General features: G+C 35.2%; 30 protein-coding genes and 3 tRNA genes. 13 read left to right on the top strand and 20 right to left on the bottom strand.

Translation table 11 applies throughout. The features are described 5' to 3' along the window. The 10 genes from QXQ25_01305 to QXQ25_01260 form a co-directional block, all read right to left on the bottom strand. On the bottom strand, positions 1-450 hold a 450-nt coding region (locus QXQ25_01305; GenBank protein ID MEM0160341.1), incomplete at its 3' end, for an MBL fold metallo-hydrolase. Between the two features lie 12 nt (positions 451-462). Continuing rightward, positions 463-1,236: an S-methyl-5'-thioadenosine phosphorylase gene (locus QXQ25_01300; GenBank protein MEM0160340.1), complete on the bottom strand. Its 774-nt coding sequence runs from the start codon at positions 1,234-1,236 to the stop codon at positions 463-465. 5 nt (positions 1,237-1,241) lie between these two features. After that, a complete protein-coding gene (locus QXQ25_01295) occupies positions 1,242-2,174 on the bottom strand; it encodes a deoxyhypusine synthase (protein MEM0160339.1) in 933 nt (310 codons plus the stop codon). Positions 2,175-2,179: 5 nt separating this feature from the next. Continuing rightward, entirely contained in the window at positions 2,180-3,202 is a 1,023-nt protein-coding gene (locus QXQ25_01290; protein ID MEM0160338.1) for a tyrosine--tRNA ligase, read from the bottom strand. Between the two features lie 93 nt (positions 3,203-3,295). Further along, positions 3,296-3,370: transfer RNA gene (locus QXQ25_01285), tRNA-Pro, on the bottom strand. An 8-nt stretch (positions 3,371-3,378) separates the two neighbouring features. Continuing rightward, the gene (locus tag QXQ25_01280; GenBank protein MEM0160337.1) at positions 3,379-3,600 is read right to left on the bottom strand and encodes a DNA-directed RNA polymerase subunit N; all 222 of its coding nucleotides are present in this window, start codon (positions 3,598-3,600) and stop codon (positions 3,379-3,381) included. Positions 3,601-3,607: 7 nt separating this feature from the next. Next, positions 3,608-4,006, bottom strand: a complete 399-nt coding sequence (locus QXQ25_01275; protein MEM0160336.1) for a 30S ribosomal protein S9 — start codon at positions 4,004-4,006, stop codon at positions 3,608-3,610. 21 nt (positions 4,007-4,027) lie between these two features. Then, positions 4,028-4,441: a 50S ribosomal protein L13 gene (locus QXQ25_01270; protein MEM0160335.1), complete on the bottom strand. Its 414-nt coding sequence runs from the start codon at positions 4,439-4,441 to the stop codon at positions 4,028-4,030. A 6-nt stretch (positions 4,442-4,447) separates the two neighbouring features. After that, complete coding sequence (locus QXQ25_01265) at positions 4,448-4,804, bottom strand: 50S ribosomal protein L18e (GenBank protein ID MEM0160334.1); 357 nt, start codon at positions 4,802-4,804, stop codon at positions 4,448-4,450. A gap of 89 nt (positions 4,805-4,893) precedes the next feature. Next, a complete protein-coding gene (locus QXQ25_01260; protein ID MEM0160333.1) occupies positions 4,894-5,226 on the bottom strand; it encodes a PadR family transcriptional regulator in 333 nt (110 codons plus the stop codon). Positions 5,227-5,345: 119 nt separating this feature from the next. Here QXQ25_01260 and QXQ25_01255 point away from each other — a divergent pair, with 119 nt between their 5' ends. Further along, on the top strand, positions 5,346-5,861 hold the full coding sequence (locus QXQ25_01255; protein MEM0160332.1) for a 50S ribosomal protein L16: 516 nt from the start codon (positions 5,346-5,348) through the stop codon (positions 5,859-5,861). On the opposite strand, the gene QXQ25_01250 is transcribed toward QXQ25_01255, so the two are convergent. From QXQ25_01250 to QXQ25_01240, 3 genes are read right to left on the bottom strand one after another with little or no spacing between them, the layout of a single operon-like run. Then, on the bottom strand, positions 5,862-6,542 hold the full coding sequence (locus QXQ25_01250) for a DUF835 domain-containing protein (protein ID MEM0160331.1): 681 nt from the start codon (positions 6,540-6,542) through the stop codon (positions 5,862-5,864). A 57-nt stretch (positions 6,543-6,599) separates the two neighbouring features. Further along, positions 6,600-7,460, bottom strand: a complete 861-nt coding sequence (gene speB / locus QXQ25_01245; protein MEM0160330.1) for an agmatinase — start codon at positions 7,458-7,460, stop codon at positions 6,600-6,602. A gap of 10 nt (positions 7,461-7,470) precedes the next feature. Then, positions 7,471-7,857 carry a translation initiation factor IF-5A gene (locus QXQ25_01240; protein ID MEM0160329.1) on the bottom strand — a complete coding sequence of 129 codons (387 nt, stop codon included), beginning with the start codon at positions 7,855-7,857 and terminating at the stop codon, positions 7,471-7,473. 243 nt (positions 7,858-8,100) lie between these two features. On the opposite strand from QXQ25_01240, the gene pth2 reads away from it, so the two are divergent. Then, complete coding sequence (pth2, locus tag QXQ25_01235; GenBank protein ID MEM0160328.1) at positions 8,101-8,454, top strand: peptidyl-tRNA hydrolase Pth2; 354 nt, start codon at positions 8,101-8,103, stop codon at positions 8,452-8,454. Between the two features lie 3 nt (positions 8,455-8,457). Next, on the top strand, positions 8,458-9,030 hold the full coding sequence (locus QXQ25_01230; GenBank protein ID MEM0160327.1) for a DUF99 family protein: 573 nt from the start codon (positions 8,458-8,460) through the stop codon (positions 9,028-9,030). On the opposite strand, the gene QXQ25_01225 is transcribed toward QXQ25_01230, so the two are convergent. The 3 genes from QXQ25_01225 to eif1A are packed head-to-tail and all read right to left on the bottom strand — an operon-like array spanning position 9,027 to position 10,667. After that, positions 9,027-9,563, bottom strand: a complete 537-nt coding sequence (locus QXQ25_01225) for a KH domain-containing protein (GenBank protein MEM0160326.1) — start codon at positions 9,561-9,563, stop codon at positions 9,027-9,029. The two genes, QXQ25_01230 and QXQ25_01225, sit on opposite strands and share 4 nt — an antisense overlap. A gap of 1 nt (position 9,564) precedes the next feature. Further along, complete coding sequence (locus tag QXQ25_01220; GenBank protein MEM0160325.1) at positions 9,565-10,329, bottom strand: serine protein kinase RIO; 765 nt, start codon at positions 10,327-10,329, stop codon at positions 9,565-9,567. Beyond that, positions 10,326-10,667, bottom strand: a complete 342-nt coding sequence (eif1A, locus tag QXQ25_01215; protein MEM0160324.1) for a translation initiation factor eIF-1A — start codon at positions 10,665-10,667, stop codon at positions 10,326-10,328. The genes QXQ25_01220 and eif1A overlap by 4 nt, the downstream gene beginning before the upstream one ends. Before the next feature lie 124 nt (positions 10,668-10,791). Between eif1A and grpE the strand changes: the two genes are divergently transcribed. The 3 genes from grpE to dnaJ are packed head-to-tail and all read left to right on the top strand — an operon-like array spanning position 10,792 to position 14,256. After that, positions 10,792-11,355 carry a nucleotide exchange factor GrpE gene (gene grpE / locus QXQ25_01210; GenBank protein MEM0160323.1) on the top strand — a complete coding sequence of 188 codons (564 nt, stop codon included), beginning with the start codon at positions 10,792-10,794 and terminating at the stop codon, positions 11,353-11,355. A 7-nt stretch (positions 11,356-11,362) separates the two neighbouring features. Next, the gene (dnaK, locus tag QXQ25_01205; protein ID MEM0160322.1) at positions 11,363-13,180 is read left to right on the top strand and encodes a molecular chaperone DnaK; all 1,818 of its coding nucleotides are present in this window, start codon (positions 11,363-11,365) and stop codon (positions 13,178-13,180) included. Continuing rightward, on the top strand, positions 13,177-14,256 hold the full coding sequence (gene dnaJ / locus QXQ25_01200) for a molecular chaperone DnaJ (GenBank protein MEM0160321.1): 1,080 nt from the start codon (positions 13,177-13,179) through the stop codon (positions 14,254-14,256). Before dnaK ends, dnaJ begins: the two co-directional genes overlap by 4 nt. Here the strand turns inward: dnaJ and QXQ25_01195 are convergent. Next, a complete protein-coding gene (locus QXQ25_01195) occupies positions 14,248-14,961 on the bottom strand; it encodes an alanyl-tRNA editing protein (protein ID MEM0160320.1) in 714 nt (237 codons plus the stop codon). The genes dnaJ and QXQ25_01195 overlap by 9 nt on opposite strands. Before the next feature lie 146 nt (positions 14,962-15,107). Here QXQ25_01195 and QXQ25_01190 point away from each other — a divergent pair. Further along, a tRNA-Val gene (locus QXQ25_01190) sits at positions 15,108-15,181 on the top strand. A 79-nt stretch (positions 15,182-15,260) separates the two neighbouring features. Here the strand turns inward: QXQ25_01190 and QXQ25_01185 are convergent. Next, positions 15,261-15,334: transfer RNA gene (locus QXQ25_01185), tRNA-Lys, on the bottom strand. A gap of 305 nt (positions 15,335-15,639) precedes the next feature. Between QXQ25_01185 and QXQ25_01180 the strand changes: the two genes are divergently transcribed. From QXQ25_01180 to QXQ25_01170, 3 genes are all read left to right on the top strand, one after another. After that, positions 15,640-16,407, top strand: coding sequence for a class I SAM-dependent methyltransferase (locus QXQ25_01180; GenBank protein ID MEM0160319.1), 768 nt, complete (start codon positions 15,640-15,642; stop codon positions 16,405-16,407). 15 nt (positions 16,408-16,422) lie between these two features. After that, positions 16,423-17,763 (top strand): adenylosuccinate lyase, encoded by a 1,341-nt coding sequence (gene purB / locus QXQ25_01175; GenBank protein ID MEM0160318.1) that lies wholly within the window; start codon positions 16,423-16,425, stop codon positions 17,761-17,763. An 89-nt stretch (positions 17,764-17,852) separates the two neighbouring features. Further along, the gene (locus tag QXQ25_01170; GenBank protein MEM0160317.1) at positions 17,853-18,437 is read left to right on the top strand and encodes a hypothetical protein; all 585 of its coding nucleotides are present in this window, start codon (positions 17,853-17,855) and stop codon (positions 18,435-18,437) included. Here QXQ25_01170 and QXQ25_01165 read toward each other — a convergent pair. Beyond that, the gene (locus QXQ25_01165; GenBank protein ID MEM0160316.1) at positions 18,430-19,662 is read right to left on the bottom strand and encodes a translation initiation factor IF-2 subunit gamma; all 1,233 of its coding nucleotides are present in this window, start codon (positions 19,660-19,662) and stop codon (positions 18,430-18,432) included. The genes QXQ25_01170 and QXQ25_01165 overlap by 8 nt on opposite strands. Then, positions 19,659-20,048, bottom strand: coding sequence for a 30S ribosomal protein S6e (locus tag QXQ25_01160; protein MEM0160315.1), 390 nt, complete (start codon positions 20,046-20,048; stop codon positions 19,659-19,661). The genes QXQ25_01165 and QXQ25_01160 overlap by 4 nt, the downstream gene beginning before the upstream one ends. A gap of 167 nt (positions 20,049-20,215) precedes the next feature. On the opposite strand from QXQ25_01160, the gene QXQ25_01155 reads away from it, so the two are divergent. The 3 genes from QXQ25_01155 to QXQ25_01145 are packed head-to-tail and all read left to right on the top strand — an operon-like array spanning position 20,216 to position 22,304. Further along, positions 20,216-20,935: a creatininase family protein gene (locus tag QXQ25_01155; GenBank protein ID MEM0160314.1), complete on the top strand. Its 720-nt coding sequence runs from the start codon at positions 20,216-20,218 to the stop codon at positions 20,933-20,935. 39 nt (positions 20,936-20,974) lie between these two features. Next, positions 20,975-22,147 (top strand): bifunctional phosphopantothenoylcysteine decarboxylase/phosphopantothenate--cysteine ligase CoaBC, encoded by a 1,173-nt coding sequence (gene coaBC, locus QXQ25_01150; GenBank protein MEM0160313.1) that lies wholly within the window; start codon positions 20,975-20,977, stop codon positions 22,145-22,147. 10 nt (positions 22,148-22,157) lie between these two features. Further along, positions 22,158-22,304: a hypothetical protein gene (locus QXQ25_01145; protein MEM0160312.1), complete on the top strand. Its 147-nt coding sequence runs from the start codon at positions 22,158-22,160 to the stop codon at positions 22,302-22,304. Position 22,305 lies beyond the last annotated feature (1 nt).

Raw genomic sequence — 22,305 nt, 5'->3', positions numbered from 1 at the left:
GTCATCAATCATATACATTGTTGATCCCGGTATATGTCCTGCAGAATGCCCTGTGATCTCTACATCTTTGATCATGAATGATTTGTTGTACGCTATTGACATGTAATTTTCTTCTATTGCTTCAAGATCTTCATTGTTGTAAGGACTAAAAAAACCCTCTAGGTCTGCTACTTTCACAGAATCGTAAAAAAGCAGTCTAGCCAGATCCCTTGTAACAGCAGTCAAATATATTGGAATACTATATTTATTAGACTGAAATGGTACCATTCCTGAGTGATCTAAATGTGCATGCGTTAATAATATTGCATCTACATTAGGAGCTTCGATTGGATATGCAGGAGGTTTTGTGGGAGTTATTCCATACTCTATCAAAATCTTATTTTTTTCAAGTTCAAATAATACTCCTAGGCTTCCGATCTCTTCGGCTCCGCCAAAAAATTTAAATTTCATTTTATTCAAATCCTACATTTTTGCAATGTTTATATCTCTTTTGCAGTCACAAGAATTATCGTTGTTAATATCTTTTATGGAATCATTAAGTATGTTTTTCACCTTAAACTCGTTCTCTTTAACAACTTTCGTTACCTCGCCTGCAGTTACTGGCTTTTCAGCCCATACATCATAATCTGTTATTGTTGCAATAGATAAATAACACATGCCAAGCTCTCTCGCTAAATTTATTTCTGGCACTAGAGTCATTCCTATTAAATCCGCAAAATTTCGGAACATTTTAGATTCTGCCCTTGTTGAAAATCTCGGCCCTTCTATGCATATGTATGTACCATCTTTATGTGAACTAATGTTCAACCTCTGAGCGGAGCCTATAACAATGCTCCTCAATGACTCGCAGAATGGGTCAGCCATAGAAATATGCGCAACTGTTGGCCCATTAAAATATGTGTACTCTCTCGATTTTGTAAAATCTATAAACTGATCTGGAAACGCTAGTTCTCCAGGTCTGTACTCTTCTTTCAAAGATCCTACTGCACTTATGGCTATGACTTTTTCAACACCCTCGCTGTACATTGCATATATGTTCGCTTTATAATTTATCTTGTGCGGTGGAATTCTATGTCCCTTCCCATGCCTCTGCAAAAAAGCTATTTTCACACCATTAATCTCACCTATCTCTAGATCTCCAGACGGAGGCCCGTAAGGTGTATCTATCTTCTTCGTGACCTCTGGCTTAAACATCTCTGTTATTCCAGAACCACCTATTATACCTATTTTGACCATCTTTATCACCTTAATTTTGAAATTATTGAGCCGATTAATATCGGCAATATTATAGTTGCATCGCCTTCAACTGTTATATATTTTGCTTTTGCCTTAATCTTGCCCCATGAAACCGCTTCTCTTAACCTTGCACCGGAAAGAGATCCATCATATTCTTCAGCAGTAGTAATATATACTGCATAATCCAGCCCACCTTTAAATTGGTTCCACCAGATTGTATGATGCTTGGATATGCCACCTCCGATCATCAGCGCACCGGTTTTTTTTGCACTGAAAATAAAATCAGATAGTTCATGCTCGTCTAACAATAGGTTAATGCTAAAATCTCGATTTCGCTCCCAGTAGCTCCAGAGCTGAGATCCTACTGCACCATCAGTTATTCCAGGCACAAATACCGGTATGTTGTTCTTGCTTGCCCAGTAAAGTATTGAGTCCTTATCATTGATATAGTTACCAAGCTCGTAAACTAGTTCTCGCACTCCCCACGTTTTTTTTGCAGTAGTTAAGTTTTCTAAAAAATCCTGCATTTTTGATTCTATGATTGTCCCATAACTATCATTAGGAATGAGCACATTGCCTAATCTGTTTATGCCTTTCTGATACAATATTGCATCATCAAGCATAAATGAGCCCTGATAATAAGGCTTAAAAGACCTGGCAAGATCATGGTCAAGCGTGCCGCAGGTAGTGATAATAACATCTACCAGTTTTCGTTTTACAAGTTCCTTAATAACTCCTCTCGTTCCTGTCGATATAATATCCGCAGGAAATGATAGAAACTTGGTGGCACTCTTGTCCTTAAACATTTTGATCAATATTTCTTCGGCAGTGCCGAGCTTTGCCGACGTAAAGCCTCCAGATTCTTTATAATACTCTAGAAGCTCAGCCAGTTTCATGTTTTCGCTTAAATTAATATCTTTTACAACTTTTTCAAGCATATTTATCACTTCATTCCTTCTATTAGATCTGTGTGTCTTGAAAAATAGGAGTTAACAGGCTTTAATATCTCAATAAGCTCATCTGCAATTGAGTTTTTGAGATCTAGCGGATGGATCAATCCCTCTGCAAAATTGTGCTCTAGCTCTCTATAACTGCTCATTGTAATGTCTCCCCCGAATTTTTCTTCCCTTTTTATCGTGATCTTGTCTTTATAATATGGAAATATAATATACTCTGCAATTTTCAAGAGCGGATTATTTATAATTTCTTTCTCTTGACAGTATGCTTTCGAGATCTTTGCACGTATAATATCTGCGTTTTCATGAACATTTATACTGCTGTTAGGCTTGCTTTTGCTCATCTTAGCTTCAGCAGGGTCCATTCTTCCAGTTCCCTGCAATCCCGGTAATAACGGTGTATGTATTGCGATAGGAACCTTATAGTTAAGTTTTGGTGCAAGTTCTCTTGCGAGCATATGCGCATGTCTCTGATCCATGCCACCATATGCTATATCCAGATCCAGATCAAATATGTCTGCAACCTGCATAAACGGATAAATTATCTTTGATGAATCTAAATCTGCCTCATCCTCCTTTCTGCCCATTATGCTCATAGCCCTTTTTACTCTCTTTAAAGAGGTTCTTTTAGCAACCTTGATCACTTTTTCCCAGTATTCTCTTCGATTTACAAGCTCATCCGCAAATATGAATTTTACAGAGCTTGGCACACCTAACTTTAAAAAAGATTGCTTCATATACTCCCCAGAAATTCTGATTTTGTCCATGTCTCCGCCAAGCTTATCATTTATATATGCATGCCAGTCTGCAAGCAACACTGTAACATCAATTCCTTCCTCTGCTAAATCCTTGATTTTGTTGCCACATATCAGCCCAGTTCCTAAATGCACAAACCCTGACGGTTCAAAACCAACATACCCTTTAACTTTCGTACCTCTTTCTGCTAAGTCTTCAAGCTCCTTTCTGGTTATTACCTCCTGCACATTTTTCAAAATTATGTTCATGTTCATTTGTCTTCACACCTTTTTTCAATGAACGCATCTATAACAAGATACTATATATTTATTTATAACTTTTCGTTAAAAAAATGTCTACATCAAATATGGGGCCGCCGGAATTTGAATCCGGGTCGCCAGCGCCCCAGGCTGGTAGGATGGACCAATCTACCCCACGGCCCCGCTTAATTTCAGTCAAAGGGAATAACCTCATCGATCAGATCTATATGTGATATGATCATTCTTTTACAACAGTATCTTCTGACTCCAATCTGCTCAAAAATGCTTTTGATCTCTTCCACAGTTGGATCTCTGTTCTCTTTTTTTCGGATTTCATCTACTTTCTCTTTAAAGTTCATGTAATCCGAAGCTATAACCCTACCACAAGAATAACACCTTACAGGAATTATCATAGTCTAATCACCTGTAAGATTTCTGCTTTTTACTTCTGGCACCGCGACCCATTGGTAACTTAGGCATCTTTCTTCTAACATCGTTTACTAATAGCGTTCTATCATACTCTCTGTACATATCCTTAATAGTCGGATCATCAAAATACTGTAAAATAGCTCTCGCAATTGCAGTTCTGCTGGCATCAGCTTGCCCTATTACTCCACCGCCAGATACATTTATATCTATGTCTATAGAATTAAGTTTTTCACCAATAAGTAATAATGGCTCTTTGATCTTCAATCTTGCAAGCTCTGGCATGTAAACATCCAGTAACTGTTTGTTTATTCTGACTATTCCTTTACCTTCTCTAACTATTGCCTTCGCAATGGCAGTTTTTCTTTTTCCACTTGTCACTACCGTTTTCATGTTTATTAACACCCTCACTTTTTATAATTTTGCACCTAACTGCTTGGATATCTCTTTTAAAGTTACGAATCCTTTAACTTTTTCATTTTTCGCTTCTTCTATTACTATTCTCTTACCATCTACATATTCTTTAGGAACTCCAATGTAAACCATCAGGTTTTTATATGCAATCTTGCCATGTGAACTTTTCATTGGTAACATTCCTCTGACTGTTCTCCTTAATATACGATCTGGCATCCTTGGAAAAAAAGGACCTTTTCTGATAGACCCTCGCTCATACTTCGCTTTGTATCTTTGTATAATATTAGCTCTTCTTCCAATGATTATCGCCTTATCCGCATTTACTATCACTACATTTCCTCCATCTAATAGTTTTTTTGCAACAATAGATGAGAGTCTTCCCACTATCAATCCCTCTGCATCAATTATATCCATCTGAACTCACCTGAATATCCTTATATTACTGCCTTTTGGATTCTGAACTAAAGCATCTTTTATGCTCAAAGTTTTTCCTCCAATAGACTCTATCTTCTCTTTAGCCTCTTTTGAAAACCTGTATGCAATTACTGTTAATTTTTTATTTAAGTTCCCAGAACCCAATACTTTGCCAGGTATTAATATAATATCTTCATTCTTAGCATATCTTTCAATTTTGCTTACATTTACTGCTGCATAATTCTTTAAAGGTTTTTCTAACCTGATTGCTACATCTTTCCAAATCTTCACCTTTTCATCTAACGACTGCTTTTTTAAATTGTTGATAAGATCTATCAGCTCAATATTTGTTTTAGTTGTCATAATAAATTCCTCTAAATAGCAATTTAATGGATTATATGTAATTCATTAATAAATTTTTCTGATCGTTTTTAATTTTTGCAACCTTTAATTTACATTTGAGATGTTACTGTAATTAATTCCCCTAATATCTTGTAAGCAATCGAAAGAGGCTCTCTGTGGTTCTTTAAAAATGATCTGCCATGCTCAGTGATTACGTAAGTCTTTTTTACTCTTCCCTTTGATTTGGTGTCTATGCTCTCAATTATGAATCTTTTCTTTTCTAACGATTTTAAAAGCGTATAGATCATTCCGGCCGGTAAATTATATTTAACATCTTCCGAAATCTTCTTCTGCAGCGCATAACCGTGTGAAGGACCATCCAATAAATATCTCAATATAAGTAAAGAAATAGTACCGCGAAAGATCCACTCTTTTGTGTTCATAATTTCTCTAAATGAATACATATTTAAATAGTTTATCTATAAGTTAGTTAGTTGTAAAAAATAATTCAAAAAATTAATATACTCACTTAATATGTAAGAAAAAAAAGGTGTGTACTTATATGACAAAAAAACCAGGCCGAATGTATCGACAGATAACAGGACCAGCATATTCTAGAAGAGAGTATATTTCAGGAGTCCCAGCCTCTAGAATTCAACAGTTTGAGCACGGAGATCTTAAAAACCAAACTCGCTTTGGATATGAATTGTTGCTTAGAGCTGTGGAATCTTGCCAGATCAGACATACATCTCTCGAAGCAGCCAGAATTTCTGCAAATAAATATTTGATGTCTGCTGTGGGTACTGTTAACTATTATTTGAAAATTATCAAATATCCTCACCACATATTAAGAGAACATAAAATGGCTACTGGCGCTGGAGCAGATAGAATATCAAGTGGGATGAGCATGGCGTTTGGTAGACCTGTTGGCACTGCAGCCAGAGTAAAAGCAGGAGAAGTATTATTTTTGCTAAGAATTGATTCCCAAAATTTAGATAAAGCCAAAGAAGCTTTTAGAAAAGCAACCATGAAGTTGCCTACACCTTGTAAAATAGAGATTAATCAGTTTAAAAACTGATTATTTTTTTGTTTCTTCAAATACATATTCAAACTCTTTCATAATAAAACTTTTTTGCTTTTCATCTAATATATCAAAATCTAAAGTCACTAACAAAATGCCATGATTTTCTGAAACGTAATCTTTCAAATTTTCTACCATCTTTAATACAGAATTAAAATTAGTGTTGTTTATCATGGATTCTATACCGTCTAAAAGAATAATGCTGTTATTATTTTGAGCTAGAAACTCCTGCACTTTTGAAGAGATTTTGCTAAGATCTGTGACCGGTAGCTCTTTAGCTCCTAAACTATTTGTGCCTCTGTCTAATTTTGTGAGCCAGTAATAGTTCACTGCCGGATAATTTTTATAGATGTCCAGGGTTGATGGATGAATCCTTGATATACATATACCAGGATAGCTCTTGTCAAGTACCTGCTTGAATATACTAAATACTAACTTTGGTTTTTTTTCGTTAACTATATATGATTTCCCCAAAGATAAGTTATAATCTGGTTTCTGCATAGTTCTAAATTTCAGATTCTTTTCTAGTATTGTCATTTTTTTCTGCTTTTCATTTATAAACATTAAAAGTTCTTTCTTGGCGGACTCATCAATATGCAGTTTATCTAAGATTTCTTTTAATTCTCGCATAACTGATTCTGTTGCTTGTTTATATCCCGCCAGAAAATCTGTTTTCATTTAGAGGCATTATTAATATTTTGTATTATAAATTTTTCTATGAAAAATGTAAAAATCCTATTTTTTCATATTTTTAGATGACACTATCTCCTGCAACAACCTTGCACCCAGCATTGCAGTATTGCCTTGATCATAATGCGGAGAAATCTCAACAATATCTGCACCAATTAGCCTATCTCCAATATAATCTATTATATGTTTCACATCAGAAGGATCTAACCCGTAAGGTTCTGGAGTGGCTACTGCCGGCGCAAATGCAGGATCTATGCCGTCAATATCCAATGACAAAAATATTTTTTTAGATGAAATATTTTCTAAAATTTGATCTATGGCTTTCTTCCAGCCAATGGCTTTGAAATTGTAGGCAGAAATATAAAAATATTTTTTTTCTAATGCATCATAGTACTCTTCTTCAGAAATGGATCTTACCCCAAATGCTGCAGTTCTTTTGTTCCCTAATATTTCATAACTTCTCCTTGCAACGCATGCATGGCTGTATTTTACCCCTAAGTATTCTTTTCTGAAGTCCAGATGTGCGTCTAAAAAGATTATCGCTGCATCTCTTTCTTTCAGTGCTTTAGCAATGCCTGTTGTTATAGAATGTTCCCCGCCTAGCATAATTGGAAACTTAGACTTGTCAAGAATATCATTAGCATAGAACTCTACCTCTGATATCACATCTTCAACATATCCTTTTTCTTCCAGGTTACCCATATCATGCAAATTTACATTATTCATGCTAAACTTTTTTTCAAAGATAAAAGATTCTATGTTGATTGACGCTTCTCTGATCGAATTTGGTGCAAATCTCGCACCCCCGCGATATGAAGTAGTGCCATCGAACGGAACTCCAAATATCACAAACTCTGCTTCTTCAAAATCTGCATTAGAATCCGCATATTTTAACAGATAGGGCATATAATTTACCTTATGTTTTCATTATCTTTCTTTTTCCAAGCGCTTCCCAATACTGTATCTCTGATCCTGCGACAATCTGCCCTTTGAACTCTTCAGGTATGTCCATCTCAAAAGTTTCATATGTTGATGTATCCATCAGCTGTACTGTGTTTTCGTTGACAGACAGTACCTGTGCATTCTTCTTTTCTATAATGGGAGACTTAACCTTATGCTTTACCGGGTATACTACATTTTTTTTCTGGTTATTAAAAACTCCTATAGCAACTATCCTGGCTTTTGCCTCACCATGTTTCCCTGGCTTGGATGTTGTGAACTCAACAATTTTGCAGGGTTCATCATCGATAATTATATAATGTCCTTCTTTCAGTTCTCTTACTTCTACATCTTTCCATGACATTTTTTAGCACCTTTATTATTTTAATAATGATATGCTAATTATATATATCTATTTAACTGTTATGAACTTCTCCGCCTCACTTTGTTCAGATTTTTGTAATTTCAATCTTCAAGTCTGATGTTTCTTCTAACCGCTCACAACTTCATAACAGTATCTTATTTCATCAGAAAAGTAATTGCTAAATTATCCAATCAAAACAATATTGTAAAATATTAAATACAATTTTGATATATGTAATCTAAGATGGATTATAAACTTGTTATTGTTGTAAGAGATGATCTTACCTTATCTAAAGGTAAGTTGGCAGCCCAGGTAGCACATGCTTCTGTAGAATGCGCAATTAAAGCTAAAGATAAAATCCCGGATGTTTTTAGAGGATGGTATAGAGAAGGCCAGAAAAAGGTGGTTTTAAAGGTTAAAAACGAAAAAGAACTGTTTTTACTGAAAGAAAAGGCTGAATCTATAGGGTTTGTCACCGCTTTGATCACGGATGCAGGATTGACAGAAGTGCCTCCCGGCACTGTTACTTGCCTAGGGATAGGACCTGACAAAGAGGAATTTCTGGATAAGATTACCTCTTCTCTACCACTGTTATGAATCATGAAAAAAAATATAAGAGCACTGGGTATAGACGATCTGCCTTTCAAACTTAGGTCTGAAAAGAGTGGAATTGTAGGCACTGTTATGCGAGCTCAGGCATATATAGAAGGTGTGGCTGTAAAGCCCATAAAGGTGGACGGAGATGACGTAACCTTTAAATTAATTGAGCTTCTTGAAAATTCAAAATTTTTGGATCAACTTCGCGTTATTTTCACAAATGGCATTACTTTCGGAGGGTTTAATGTCCTTGATTTGGAAAAAGTATACCAAAAATACAGTATTCCGATAATCACAATATCCAGGAAAATGCCAGACTTTCAAAAAATTGAAGATGCTCTTAAAAAACATTTTTCGAACTGGGAAATGAAATTATATTTAATGAAAAAATTAGAGATCCATAAAATTATAAACAATAACTCTGAGATTTTTACCCAATATTTAGGTATTGAAGATTCTGATGCTGTAAAAATTATTAAGCTATTTACAGTTAGAGGTGCCGTTCCAGAGCCGATAAGAATATCCCATATAATTGCCAGTGCCATCTATTTTGGGGAATCCCATTCTAAGGTCTAGTAATAATCTACTTTATGTTTTTCATCCCTGTTTCTGACTTCCAAAAACTTGTATACTGTCGAATGTTTACTACCCTCTAACAACATTTCAACTGACTTTTTTGCAAGCTCAATTTCATCAAAGTTACCAATTATGGATATTGTGTTACCATATACAGAAACATTCGATCCTGTCAATTCCTCTATAGTTCTTCTCACCTTTCCGTCAGTGCCAATAATCCTAGCCCTAGCCACATGAACTTTTTTTTCACGTTTACCATAAAAATCTTTCAGATCAATAACCTCTAAAAATATGTCTTCGTTGAAGAGCTTGAATGCATTTTTCGGCGAAAAACCACGCCCTATAGCTTGCACTATGTCCTTGCATTTCATTGCAGATATGGGATCACTGCCAGTGTCATCTATCACTACAGATCCATCTTCAGAGTCTATCTCTAATTTTGTATCTGTGGAACGCTCTATAGTCTCTTTGGTCTCTCCGTTCCTTCCTATCAATGCACCAATCCTCATCCTTGGAACTTTTAAATAAAACATATCAATCGCCTAATTTCAATCCTTTAAATATTTCATCTTGTTTAATCTTTAACCCGTACTTATTAAAATATTTTACTATATTTTCTATGTCCCTCCTTAAAAATTCTATGGCTAAAGGATGATTTAAAGGTACACTCTGCCCTACATCTATTATATATGGCAATTTTCTATAATATAGAATATTATATTCACTGAGATCACTATGAACCAGTTTCGCCTTATTTACAATGAGCAAGATAGATTTCTTTACTTCTTCGAATACATTTGCCGGATCTTCTAATTTCACATCTTTTAGAGTAGGTGCAGAAGATTTGGATGTGCCTAGATATTGCATGATCAATATATTTTGATAAGATATTATCGGCTTTGGAACATGAACATGAAATTTATGCATGAGCTCAAGATTTTTAAACTCTTTTTGTGCCCATAGATAGATAATGTTATCTTTAGTTTTTTTAACTTTATCGAATCTGTAATCTCCCTCAATATAGTTAATTATAGCTTTAAAATTGGCGTTTGAAGTTCTGTAAACTTTAATAGCATATGATTTCCCATCTTTTTCCCCTATGAAAACATTTGCTTCTTTTCCCGTAGATATTGAATAATTAAGGGTGTCCAATATTCCATGGTTAAAAAGATAATAAAATGCCAACAGCGTTCTCTTATCAAATACTTCGTCATATGTATTGCGATCTTCTGACCTTTTTATCTGCCTTTCAATCTTTATTTTTCTGTTAAGATATTCTCTATCTTCTTCATTTATCATGCTTTTCCAAATACATCCAAAATTTCAGGCAATAGCCTGTTTCTACTCAAATAAGAAACTTGTGTGTGAGAGTATCTGTACACAATATCCCCCTTATCATCCTGGAAACTCCATGGTTTTATTATTACAAGATCTCCCTCTTTAATCCACATTTTCTTTTTTATTTTCCCCGGAACTCTGATCGTTCTAGCCTTACCATCTTCACACATTACAGTCATTCTTGCACTGCCCAGCAACTTGTCAACTATTCCAAATAGCTCTCCATTATTCTTATTAGGCAATGGCACTCTCGTAATCTCCATTTCAGTACTTTCATTATTTTTTCTATAATATGGCATATAAATCCTCGCTTTTTATAGATTTGAGATAGGTTATAAGTATATAAAATTAGTTGTAAAATATCTGTATTAAATAAAATGAGTTATTTTAAGAAAGATATATATAGAAGATATAAAATACCGAATGAGAGTTTCAGGATGGATCAATATGCCTAAGAAAACAGATACAAAAGAGGCAATGAAAAATAAGCTTGAACAATGTAATGAATCATTGATCAAGAAAGATGCGGTTATTGAAGAACTCGAAAAAAAGATAAAATCATTAGATGAAAGCATTAAAGGATACAATGACAAATTATTAAGAATGCAGGCTGATTTTGAAAATTATCAGAAAGTAATACAGAGAGGAGAAGAGGAATTTATAAAATCTGCGAACAGAAAATTGATACTTGATCTTCTGGACGATCTTGAAAATCTGGAGCTGGCTGTCGAGAAGGCAAGTGCAAAAGACCAGTTTTATAATGCTGTTTTAGGGATAACTCAGCATTTATGGAACACCTTGACCAGATTCGGCGTGAAAAAAATTGAAACAAAAAACAAGAAATTTGATCCATTTTACCACGAAGTTATCGCTACAGAAGAAGGAGATGGGGAAGACGGGACTATAATAGAAGAATATAAAAGAGGGTATCTTTTATATGATTCATTACTCAAACCCGCTAAAGTTAAAGTTTTAAAAAAGAGGTGAATTAAATATGGAAAAAATATTAGGAATAGATCTAGGCACTAGCAATTCAGCTGCAGCAGTTATTATATCTGGCAAACCCACTATAATTCCCAGTGCTGAAGGAATAAGCATAGGCGGTAAAGCCTTTCCAAGTTATGTGGCTTTTACAAAAGATGGTCAGTTACTGGTCGGAGAACCTGCAAGAAGACAGGCACTTTTAAATCCTGAAGGTACAATATATGCTGCAAAAAGAAAAATGGGAACTGATTATAAATATAAAGTATTTGGAAAAGAGTACACTCCACAGCAGATATCCGCCTTTATTCTCCAAAAGATTAAGAAAGATGCTGAATCATTTTTGGGAGAAAAAGTACGTAAAGCTGTAATCACAGTACCAGCATATTTTAATGATAATCAGAGACAGGCCACTAAAGATGCCGGCGCAATTGCAGGGCTTGAAGTAATTAGGATAATTAACGAGCCTACTGCAGCTTCATTAGCCTATGGGATAGATAAATTGGAAAAAGAACAGAAAATACTCGTTTACGATTTTGGTGGAGGAACACTTGATGTAACAATCATGGAATTTGGTGGCGGAGTGTTTGAAGTGCTATCCACTGCCGGTGATACTCAATTAGGTGGCACGGATATGGATAATGCAATTATAGATTTCATCACTAACGATTTCAAAAATAAAGAAGGTATAGATCTCAAAAAAGATAAAAGTGCGTTTATAAGAGTCAGAGATGCTGCTGAAAAAGCGAAGATTGAGCTATCGACTTCAACTGCCACAGAAGTAAACTTACCATATATCACTGCAACCCAAGAAGGACCTAAACATCTTGTAATGCAGATTACACGTGCTCAGTTAGAAGAGCTTGTATCTCCGATCGTAGAGAAAACTAAAATTTCCATTACAGCTGCTTTAGATAATGCAAAGTTGGACAAAAAAGACATAGATAAAGTAATATTTGTAGGAGGACCTACACGAATGCCGATAGTGCAGAAAGTTATAGAAGAATTTTTAGGCAAGAAAATTGAGCATGGCGTGGACCCAATGGAATGTGTAGCATTAGGTGCTGCATTGCAGGGTGGGGTTCTTGCAGGAGAAGTAAAAGATATTGTGCTGCTAGATGTCACACCTTTAACCTTGAGCGTTGAGACTCTTGGAGGCGTTGCTACGCCATTAATTCCCGCAAATACAACAATCCCTACAAAAAAATCTCAAATTTTCTCTACTGCTGCGGATTTTCAAACAATAGTAACTATTCATGTGGTTCAGGGAGAGCGAACATTAGCAAAAGACAATGTATCTTTAGGTATGTTCAACCTTGAAGGTATTCCGCCTGCTCCCAGAGGAGTGCCACAGATCGAAGTAACATTCGATATTGACGCAAATGGAATATTAAATGTTACTGCCCAAGATAAAGCGACCGGAAAACAGAAAAGCATATCTATAAGTGCTTCTACAAAGCTGACAAAAGAAGAAATTGAAAAGATGAAGAAAGAGGCAGAAAAATTTGCTGAAGAGGATAAGAAGAGAAAAGAGGAAATTGATCTCATTAATACTGCTGAAAGCCTGGTTTATGCCAGTGAAAAAACATTAAATGAATATGGAGACAAGATTCCACAAGAAAATAAAAATAAGGTTCAAGATGTAATTAAGGATCTGAAATCTGCTATAGAATCCAAAGATTATCAGAAAATAAGAGAGTATTCTGAAAAACTGAACAAAGAAATACAAGAAGTTGGCGCTTCTATGTACCAGAAGTCAGAACCAAAAGAAGAGAAAAAAACAGATGAGACAGTTGATGCAGAGTACAAAGATAAAAGTGACAAAGAATGAGCAGAGACTACTATGAAATTCTGGGTGTATCCAAAACTGCAAGTAAAGATGAGATAAAAAGAGCATACAGAGAACTCGCTAAAAAATATCACCCAGATCTCAACCCCAACAATAAAAAAGAGGCAGAAGAAAAATTCAAAGAGATCAGCGAAGCTTACGAAGTGCTTATGGATGATGACAAAAGACAGAAATATGATCAATATGGAGAAGAGGGCATAAAGTTCGGATCTCAGGGATTTGACTGGAGTAATTTTACACACTATGAAGATATATCAGATCTCTTCAACCAGTTTTTTAAGGGGTTTGGAAATTTTTATGAGGAAGAAGACAGTGGTGCTGGCAGAGATATTGGCATTGCTGTTGACATAACCCTTAAAGATGCATATACAGGTGTGGAAAAAGATATATCATACACCAGATCAAAAAACTGCGACGCATGTAACGGCACTGGTGCTAAAGATGGCAAAACAAAAATATGCCCCCTCTGTAAAGGAACTGGAAAAATAAGAAAACAGACTGTGCACGGATTCATGCAATATGTTACTGTACAACCCTGTCATGTATGTGGGGGAAAAGGATATATCATAGAGGAAAAATGCAAAAAATGTAACGGTACCGGTAAGATAAATGTCACTGAGAAACTTTCTGTCAGAATTCCGAAAGGGATACAGGACGGTGCAAGGCTCAGAATAGCAGATAAAGGAGAGATGGGTAAAAGGCAGAGTGGAGATCTGTATGTGGTCGTTCGCATTCAGCCAGATTCTAGGTTCGAAAGAGATGGAGAGAACCTACACACAGTCAAAAAGATTTCGTTTGTAAAAGCTGCACTTGGTGATGAACTGGAAATCGAAACTCTTGACGGTACTGAAAAATTAAAGATTCCGGCGGGGACACAGCCTGGCACGATAATAAAACTGAGAGGAAAAGGCATGCCCAGAATGAGACATCTGGGCAGTGGAGACCTCTTTGTGCATATTGAAGTTGAGATTCCTACTTCTTTAACATCGAGGCAGAGAGAACTTCTGGCAGAATTTGAGGGGGAAACTAATAAAAAAAGAAAATTTTTCTCATTCTAGAGAAACATAAATTCTCTTATTTGCTTTGCCCTTGCTTTCGTATTTTGAAATTTTGATAGTCCCAACCTCGGCAGTATTTTTTACATGCGTTCCGCCGTCTGCCTGATAATCAAATCCCTCAATATCTATCAATCTTACAGTTTCTAGCTTTTCAGGCAAAAGATCCAGTTTTACCCTGACAATACTATTAAAATCCAGATTTTTTGGGTCTTCGAATCTCACAGTAACAGGCAAATTCTTTTTTACAATATCATTGGCATCATTTTCGATTATTGGTAACAGATCTCTATTCAATGCCTCATAATTTACGTCCATTCTTGCCCTATCTTCGCCGATCTGAGAACCAGTGATTTTAGCGTTATATTTTTTGAACAATACCCCACTCAAGATGTGTATTGCAGTATGGTACCTCATATGCGCATATCTTCTATCCCAGTCTATGAGACCATAGGCAATGGAAGAGATTAGCTCTTTATCTGGGGGAGAATCCACAATATGATATATTATGTCAGAATCTTTTACAGTGTTTAAAACTTTAACAGTTTTATTGCCTATTTTTAAAATTCCAAAATCCGCAGGTTGCCCACCACCTTCTGGATAAAAAGCGGTTTTGTCCAGCACCACTTTATTTTCAGAGATATCTAGGATCTTCGCTTCAAATTCTTTCAGGTAAGAATCATAATAATACAAAGGTTCAGTTTTCATAATTGATTAATACTAACAAAATGTTTAAATTTTTCTGTTTTTGGTACTTTTTCTATTTCAATTCAAAAATATGTTTATTAGATTTTTAAAACTTTAAGAGGTAAGAAAAGATTTAATATCGCAAATATATACACTTACACTGATATGGGCTCGTGGTCTAGCAGGCTATGACGTTGCCCTTACACGGCGAAGATCACCGGTTCGAATCCGGTCGGGCCCACTTCTTTTTTGGGGATATATATATAAAGCGAAAAAAGTAGATTAAGATATATAAATCCCATTCTTTACCAAAGAATAGGCGGGCTCGGAGGGATTTGAACCCTCGACCATTCGGTTAAGAGCCGAACGCTCTACCGATCTAAGCTACGGGCCCATCATAACCCTTAATAACTTTCATTTTAAAAAGCTTTTGCATATAAGATGTTCTCAACTAATCTTTGGTTATTTAGATTCAAATAGATTGTTTATTGCTCTGATATTATCATTTTTTAAAGTTAGTGACTAAACTCTAACACAAACATTTAATCTTATGCCTGGATCTAAAAAGCTAAAGTTCACTGACTTTAATACGCCATGACCAAGTATTGGAACTATCAAAAATTGTGAGTCACAAAATTTCAAATTCAGCGAAGACCTCACATAAAAAACTAGAAATATTGAGTTTTGATTATCTAGTGCATGGTACATTATGATGAACTAGCTCATGATTTTGAGGATACCAGAGGAAAAGATGTGCCTTTAAAGCTAATAAAAGCGATCCTGGATCTTCAGAAAATAGATTGCTCTTCAAAAGTTTTAGATTTAGGATGTGGTACTGGTAGGATTGCGATAACAATGCAACTTATGACCGGCGCTAAAATTATTGGCATTGATAATTCTTCAAAAATGTTAGAAATAGCGGCTAAAAAGTATGGCCATGTATTATGGTTAAAAGAAGATCTCGATAACTTAAAATTTCAAGATTGTTGTTTTGACCTTATTTTGTTGGTATTCGTAATACATCATCTGCAGAATTTAGAATCGTTGCTTAGAAAACTGAAGAATATGCTAGACTCAAACGGGTCTTTGATCATTGTAACCGTTTCACGTGAGCATATAATAAACTGGCCGAAATCTCTTTGTTTAGATCAGTTTTCAAGGTTTATTGAGATAGATCTAGCGAGGTTTCAGGATATTAACACCCTTAAGATTTTGCTTGAAGAGATTGGATATAAGGTAAATATTGAAAGCTTTAATGATGAAACTGTTTATAAAAAAGAGGAGTATATAGAAAGAGTTAGAAAAAAATATTTATCTACACTATCTGTTTTGAATGATAAAGAATTTGAGCTAGGGTTCAAGAAGTTTTTAGATTGTATAAATTCTAGGTTTTCAGAAAACGTTATTTCAAAAAGTGATTTTGTGATCATACAAGCTAAAAAGTATCAAGATATAAATACAGAATAATATTTATGTATAATTATGATCTGCCCCATTGAATACAGATATGGTAGAGATAGAGTAAAGGACATTTTTAGTGAATCTAAAAAATATGATTACATGTTAAAAGTAGAAGTAGCATTGGTTTACTCTTATTTTAAGTTAGGATTGATCAGTAAGCAAGATTTTGAGATCATTGAAAAAGCTGCTATGAATGTCAATATTGACAGAATCAAGGCTTTTGAAGCACAGACAAAACATGATGTAATGGCCTTGGTGTTAGCGCTAACCGAGCAGGCTGGAAACTCAGGAAAATACATACATTTAGGAGCCACATCCAATGATATAATAGATACTTCCACAGCCATACAATTTAAAGAGTTTATTAAGATACTGAAACAGGATCTTTTAGATCTAGAAAACGTGCTTATCAGTAAGTCTAATCAATATAAGAATACTATTATGCTGGGCAGAACACATGGACAATGGGCTTTACCAATCACTTTTGGATTAAAACTAGCAGTATATTTAGACGAGATTCACAGACATTTAACGAGGGTCAAAGAGTCTGAAAAACGGGTGATAGTAGGTAAAATGCTTGGCGCAGTTGGAACAGGAGCAGGATTTGAACCCTATACGCAGAATATACAGAAAATTATTTCAGAGTACTTAGGGATTAATTTAGATTTTGCTACAACGCAGGTAGTAGAGAGAGACAGATACATAGAATTCATTTCTATAATTTCAAATATAGCTACCACTCTCGAAAAAATTGCCACCGAGATCCGAAATCTCCAAAGACCTGAGATAGGAGAGGTATCTGAGTACTTTGACAAAGAAAAGCAAGTAGGATCCAGCACTATGGCGCACAAGCAGAATCCAATAGTTTCAGAGAATATATGCAGTTTAGCAAGAATTATACGTGGTTTCATCGTACCCATGCATGAATCTGCAATTTTATGGCATGAGCGGGATCTGTCAAACAGTGCATCCGAACGATTCATAATTCCGCACAGTTGTGTATTGATTGATGATATTCTTATCAAAATGAAAAACGTTTTAGATACTCTCATTGTCAATGAAGACGTAATGCATGCCAATCTAGAAAACGCGAGATACTTTGTTATGGACGAACCCATCATTGTAGCCTTGACAAAAAAAGGGCTTGGAAGACAGCAGGCACATGAGTTTGTGAGATTGGCCGCAATGCAGAATAAAAGGATAGATGAAGCTCTACTTAATATCCCAGAAATATCGAAAATAATTACAAAAGAAGAACTAGAGTCATTGACCATTCCAGAAAGATATCTTGGAGAGTCTGAAAACATTATAGAAACAGTGATAAAGAATGTTCTAGAAGATCGAAAAGAGAGTATCTCCTGAAACCAAAGTTAAGATTATACCGTAGTAATATATCTGTCATAGTAAAACTTTTTTACTAGAACATTCATAACCTTCAAAGGCACGAAATTATGATGAAAAAAGATATCGTTTTAAAATCCCTAAAAGACCAGATACTTGAGATACTTGCTGATGATGGAATGTCTATAACTTCCATTAGTAAAGAACTAGAAAATAGAGGGAATAAGATACACAGACTGGTCTTAACAGGATATCTTTATGCACTACAGGATATGAATATTTTAAGAGAGAAGGATATCAAGCCATCAAAAGTATTTAGCGTTGCTTCTATCAAAGAGAAATCAATATATGATATAATAGGCACTTATGTATCTGAGCATCCTGAATCTTCAGATGTTGCATTATACTTACTTTATAAGTTATTTAAACGCCCAATTTTAAAGTATGAGCTTGATAAATGTGATGTTGGAAGACCTGCTTACGCTGAAAAAATATTTGGGGATGAAAGAAAAGAGACCCTTGAAATTTTTGAAAAGCTGAATATTAGCATTCCGAAGAATATGCCCGCATATATTCCAAATAAAAATTATGATTCTGAGTTCATGGATATTCTGGCAATGATCATAATTCAAAAATATAATTTATATCCATATTTTTCAAATAAAACCACACAGCTAAAAATAGACACTATCTGATAATACCATATCCTATCAATCGCCATCTATTTGTAATTTTCCTGCTTATAGAAATTCTCTGCCCTTTTTCTGCTACAATAGGGCTTTTTAAGGATATGTCTGCGATATTCGGTCTTGCACTTTTGACAATGCCTACTGTAGTAGCAGTTCCTACGCTTATCATCAACGCTTCATTAGTCCTTATGTTTTCAACCTTGATTTCCGTAGTATGCCCTACTACATTTTCTAACAGATGGATATCCACTGATATCTCATCTATAATTTTTGGCAATGTTCCGGGAGCTCCAGCAACTCGGCCTGTAAGACCATCCGCCTTGGTAAGAGCTGGGTCCAGCCCTGTTCCTATTGCAATCAATCCACCTGGTTTAACAGTATTCACCATCTTACCAGATGCCATTAGCGTTCTAACTGTAGTGTAAATTGGTTCCCACATTGTTTTTCGTCCTTTAGTTACCTGAAATCCAGGCATAATCTCAATCTCATCTCCGATATTGAAAACACCCTGTATCAAAGACCCTCCAATCACACCACCCACAAGCTTGTTTATATCACTTCCAGGACGATTTACGTCGAAAGATCTTGCTATATACATTCTTGGACTTTTGCTTTTATCGAATTTAGGAGTCGGAATAGTTTCCTCTATTGCTTCTATTAATAAATCTATATTAGCATCATGATGGGCACTTACCGGTATTATGGGTGCGTTCTCAGCTATAGTACCTTTAACAAATCTTTTTATTTCCTGATAGTTTTCTCTGGCTCTCTCATCAGTTACAAGATCTATCTTATTCTGAACAATCACAATATTCTTAAGTCCCATAATTTCCAGTGCCATTAAATGCTCTTTTGTTTGTGGTAAAGGGCATGTTTGATTTGCTGCAACTAAAAGCAGTGCTCCGTTCATAATTGCAGCGCCAGACAACATCGTTGCCATTAGTGTTTCGTGGCCTGGAGCATCTACAAAGCTGACTACTCTTCTTAGTTTAACTTCTTTTACACATCTTTGGTCCGGGTCTGTAGTGTAAATAAGTTCTCCGTTTTCATCGGTACATGTGTAAAATGCGGTATCTGCATACCCAAGTTTAATAGATATACCTCTTTTTATTTCTTCACTGTAAGTATCGGTCCATACTCCAGTTAGAGCCTTAGTCAATGTAGTTTTGCCATGATCAACATGGCCAACCATTCCGATATTTAATTCAGACTGTTCGGGGAGCGCTTTCATGAAGCACCTTCTTTATTGCTCTCTTCCAGACTTTTAGATCCATACTGAGTAATTACCATATTGATTTGCACAATATCAGGATTAATCATGTTCCCACGAAACATTTTCTTCTTTCTCGCACCCTCTTTTTTAGGATTAAACCCAAATCCTTCAGTTACTAGCAACGATTTTCTAACTCCACCTGCAAGATCTGAGCGCATTGGAAAACCATCTTTGTCAGTTCCGCCCATGATCTTCAGTTTATATTCTGCAAGGTCTAATAATAAACCATCTATCTCTTCACCTATCTTTTTGCCTACCAGTACATCTGCTTGAGGACTGGCAAGTTCTTTTTTATAGCTTTTTCCATTTTTAGGATCTGCAATTACTATCTTGAAACTAGTCATTCTCTCATTCACCTTTAATTCAAAATTCGTAAATGTTTACATATATAATAAACTTTTTGAGATTTGAGTTTGTTAAATTTCTCATATATTTAACAAGGCCTGAAACAAAATTCATTAGATAGAAAATAGGAAATGTTTATAAATGAAATGATTAATAACAGTTAACGATGAATATGATAAGATGGGATAATCTAACATACACAGAACTTGAAAAGTCGCTTAATGATAAAACTGTTGTGATCCTGCCAATAGGATCTGTTGAAGAGCATGGCGCGCATTTACCTTTGAGCTCGGATATGATCCAGCCATATTATATAGCAGAGCAGATTTCTGAGAGAATTGGTGCTATTATTTTACCTCCTATCAGTTATGGTTGGACCAAAACAATGAATTCTTTTAAGGGTACAATATCAATAAATTTTGAAACCTTAAAAATGCTGGTATTTGATATTTTAAGTGCTGTATGCAAGACTGGTGTTAAAAACATTGTCATATTGTCAGGTCATGCCAGCAAATTGCATATGGCAGCTTTGAACCTTGCAGCAGATGAAATTCTAGACATTTATCATATTAAGATTATGGTGCTCTCAGATTATGATATTGCTTACGAATATCGTGGAAGGTTGGTGCCTGAAACAGATTCTCATGCAGGAATAATTGAAACTTCCAGAGTAATGGCAATTGCACCTGAACTTGTAAAAAAAGAGTGGAAATACGAAAAGAAAAAAACAGAAAAAAAGTATATGGTACTCAAAGATATCAGCGAATATTACACATATGGAACGTTAAGTGATCCAGAAGGTGCAAACCCTGAGCTTGGTGCTCAACTAAACAAACTTATTGTAGACAGGCTTATAGATTATATAAAGGCAAATTTTGAGCTTTAAAAACAAAAATTTATAAGTTTATTTATATTGTGTATAAATATGCATCCTGCTGAAAAGATAAAAGGCATAAAGAGCAATTTATTGTTGAACAAGAGGATTATTCTTGGCATTACGGGTTCTATAGCCGCTGAAGAAACTGTAAAACTGACACGCGAGCTGATCAGATTTGGTGCGAATGTTCAGGCAGTGATGACTGAAAGCGCAAAAAAGATAATTACTGTTGACTCTTTAAAATTTGCGACCGGAACTGATGTGATAGATCACATATCGGGAAGCGTTGAACATGTAGATCTTTTGGATAGAGCAGATCTGCTTTTAATTGCGCCCTGTTCAGCAAATACGCTCTCAAAAATAGCAACCGGTATAGCAGATTCAACTGTATCTTTATTTGCGACAACTGCGCTTGGCTCACTAAAGATTCTTATTGCACCTGCAATGCATGACAAAATGTACAACAATCCGGTTATAAAAAACAATGTCAAAATTCTGGAAAAATACGGTGTGCTTTTTGTGCCACCAAAAATAGAAGAGAACAAAGCAAAGATGGCAGATACTGATACCATCGTTGCATATGTTATAAGAACTTTAAACGATGATTACAAAAACAAGAAAATGCTGGTTATTGGCGGAGGCTCTGTAGAATATATTGATGATGTTCGCACAATCTCAAATTTATCTAGTGGAGAAACAGCATTAGAGCTGGCAAAAAATGCTTTTTATCTGGGCGCAGATGTGACCCTTCTGATAGGCACATATTCTGTTTTAATTCCACCGTACATAAAAACCGAACATTTTGACAGTGTAAGCTCTCTTATTGCTGCTATTCCGAAAATGCTCGAATATGACTATATACTAGTACCTGCTGCATTATCTGATTTTACGATTGAAAAAAAGGCAGGAAAAATTTCAAGCGACCAATCTCTAACTATCGAGCTTGTGCCAAATCCAAAATTTATTTTAGCGCTGCGAAATAAATATAAAAATGTGCTTGTTGGATTTAAAGCTGAATATGACATCTCAGATGACTTGCTTCTTAAAAAAGGGCAAGAAAAACTGAAAAAATACAATCTTGAGTTCTTGATTGCGAATGATCTTAAGAAAGTGAAAAAAGAATATACTGAAATACTATTTATTGAAAAAAACAATTACAAAAAACTGGCTGGTCCGAAAGCAGAAGTAACACTTCAAATTTTAAAAATGATGTTACGATGAATTATCTAAAGTGAGTATGATAATACTGGTACCGATCCAGCTGAACCCGATAATTAAAAGTAGTATGTTTGGCACTATTGTAAAATTTAAAATAATCATAATAACAGGTATCAAAAATAAAGCAATAATTCCAAACCATTTAGCAAGATCCATCTAAA

The organism is Thermoplasmata archaeon (assembly GCA_038729465.1).
Lineage (GTDB): Archaea > Thermoplasmatota > Thermoplasmata > Thermoplasmatales > ARK-15 > JAVRLB01.
Note: the sequence above shows the minus strand (reverse complement) of the source record. Positions and strands in the feature narration are given on the sequence as shown.

Excerpts from the sequence above, each read along its gene's own strand:
- coaBC (MEM0160313.1), top strand. The coding sequence starts at position 20,975 with ATGCATCCTGCTGAAAAGATAAAAGGCATAAAGAGCAATTTATTGTTG.
- speB (MEM0160330.1), bottom strand. The coding sequence starts at position 7,460 with ATGCCCTATCTGTTAAAATATGCGGATTCTAATGCAGATTTTGAAGAA.
- QXQ25_01220 (MEM0160325.1), bottom strand. The coding sequence starts at position 10,329 with ATGATAAATGAAGAAGATAGAGAATATCTTAACAGAAAAATAAAGATT.
- QXQ25_01195 (MEM0160320.1), bottom strand. The coding sequence starts at position 14,961 with ATGAAAACTGAACCTTTGTATTATTATGATTCTTACCTGAAAGAATTT.
- QXQ25_01290 (MEM0160338.1), bottom strand. The coding sequence starts at position 3,202 with ATGAACATGAACATAATTTTGAAAAATGTGCAGGAGGTAATAACCAGA.
- QXQ25_01225 (MEM0160326.1), bottom strand. The coding sequence starts at position 9,563 with ATGTTTTATTTAAAAGTTCCAAGGATGAGGATTGGTGCATTGATAGGA.
- QXQ25_01265 (MEM0160334.1), bottom strand. The coding sequence starts at position 4,804 with ATGACAACTAAAACAAATATTGAGCTGATAGATCTTATCAACAATTTA.
- QXQ25_01250 (MEM0160331.1), bottom strand. The coding sequence starts at position 6,542 with ATGAAAACAGATTTTCTGGCGGGATATAAACAAGCAACAGAATCAGTT.
- QXQ25_01300 (MEM0160340.1), bottom strand. The coding sequence starts at position 1,236 with ATGGTCAAAATAGGTATAATAGGTGGTTCTGGAATAACAGAGATGTTT.
- QXQ25_01270 (MEM0160335.1), bottom strand. The coding sequence starts at position 4,441 with ATGGATATAATTGATGCAGAGGGATTGATAGTGGGAAGACTCTCATCT.
- dnaJ (MEM0160321.1), top strand. The coding sequence starts at position 13,177 with ATGAGCAGAGACTACTATGAAATTCTGGGTGTATCCAAAACTGCAAGT.
- QXQ25_01180 (MEM0160319.1), top strand. The coding sequence starts at position 15,640 with ATGGTACATTATGATGAACTAGCTCATGATTTTGAGGATACCAGAGGA.
- QXQ25_01155 (MEM0160314.1), top strand. The coding sequence starts at position 20,216 with ATGAATATGATAAGATGGGATAATCTAACATACACAGAACTTGAAAAG.
- QXQ25_01295 (MEM0160339.1), bottom strand. The coding sequence starts at position 2,174 with ATGCTTGAAAAAGTTGTAAAAGATATTAATTTAAGCGAAAACATGAAA.
- QXQ25_01165 (MEM0160316.1), bottom strand. The coding sequence starts at position 19,662 with ATGAAAGCGCTCCCCGAACAGTCTGAATTAAATATCGGAATGGTTGGC.
- QXQ25_01255 (MEM0160332.1), top strand. The coding sequence starts at position 5,346 with ATGACAAAAAAACCAGGCCGAATGTATCGACAGATAACAGGACCAGCA.
- QXQ25_01275 (MEM0160336.1), bottom strand. The coding sequence starts at position 4,006 with ATGAAAACGGTAGTGACAAGTGGAAAAAGAAAAACTGCCATTGCGAAG.
- QXQ25_01230 (MEM0160327.1), top strand. The coding sequence starts at position 8,458 with ATGAAAAAAAATATAAGAGCACTGGGTATAGACGATCTGCCTTTCAAA.
- QXQ25_01260 (MEM0160333.1), bottom strand. The coding sequence starts at position 5,226 with ATGAACACAAAAGAGTGGATCTTTCGCGGTACTATTTCTTTACTTATA.
- pth2 (MEM0160328.1), top strand. The coding sequence starts at position 8,101 with ATGGATTATAAACTTGTTATTGTTGTAAGAGATGATCTTACCTTATCT.
- QXQ25_01170 (MEM0160317.1), top strand. The coding sequence starts at position 17,853 with ATGATGAAAAAAGATATCGTTTTAAAATCCCTAAAAGACCAGATACTT.
- QXQ25_01280 (MEM0160337.1), bottom strand. The coding sequence starts at position 3,600 with ATGATAATTCCTGTAAGGTGTTATTCTTGTGGTAGGGTTATAGCTTCG.
- dnaK (MEM0160322.1), top strand. The coding sequence starts at position 11,363 with ATGGAAAAAATATTAGGAATAGATCTAGGCACTAGCAATTCAGCTGCA.
- QXQ25_01160 (MEM0160315.1), bottom strand. The coding sequence starts at position 20,048 with ATGACTAGTTTCAAGATAGTAATTGCAGATCCTAAAAATGGAAAAAGC.
- eif1A (MEM0160324.1), bottom strand. The coding sequence starts at position 10,667 with ATGCCATATTATAGAAAAAATAATGAAAGTACTGAAATGGAGATTACG.
- purB (MEM0160318.1), top strand. The coding sequence starts at position 16,423 with ATGATCTGCCCCATTGAATACAGATATGGTAGAGATAGAGTAAAGGAC.
- QXQ25_01240 (MEM0160329.1), bottom strand. The coding sequence starts at position 7,857 with ATGTCATGGAAAGATGTAGAAGTAAGAGAACTGAAAGAAGGACATTAT.
- grpE (MEM0160323.1), top strand. The coding sequence starts at position 10,792 with ATGAGAGTTTCAGGATGGATCAATATGCCTAAGAAAACAGATACAAAA.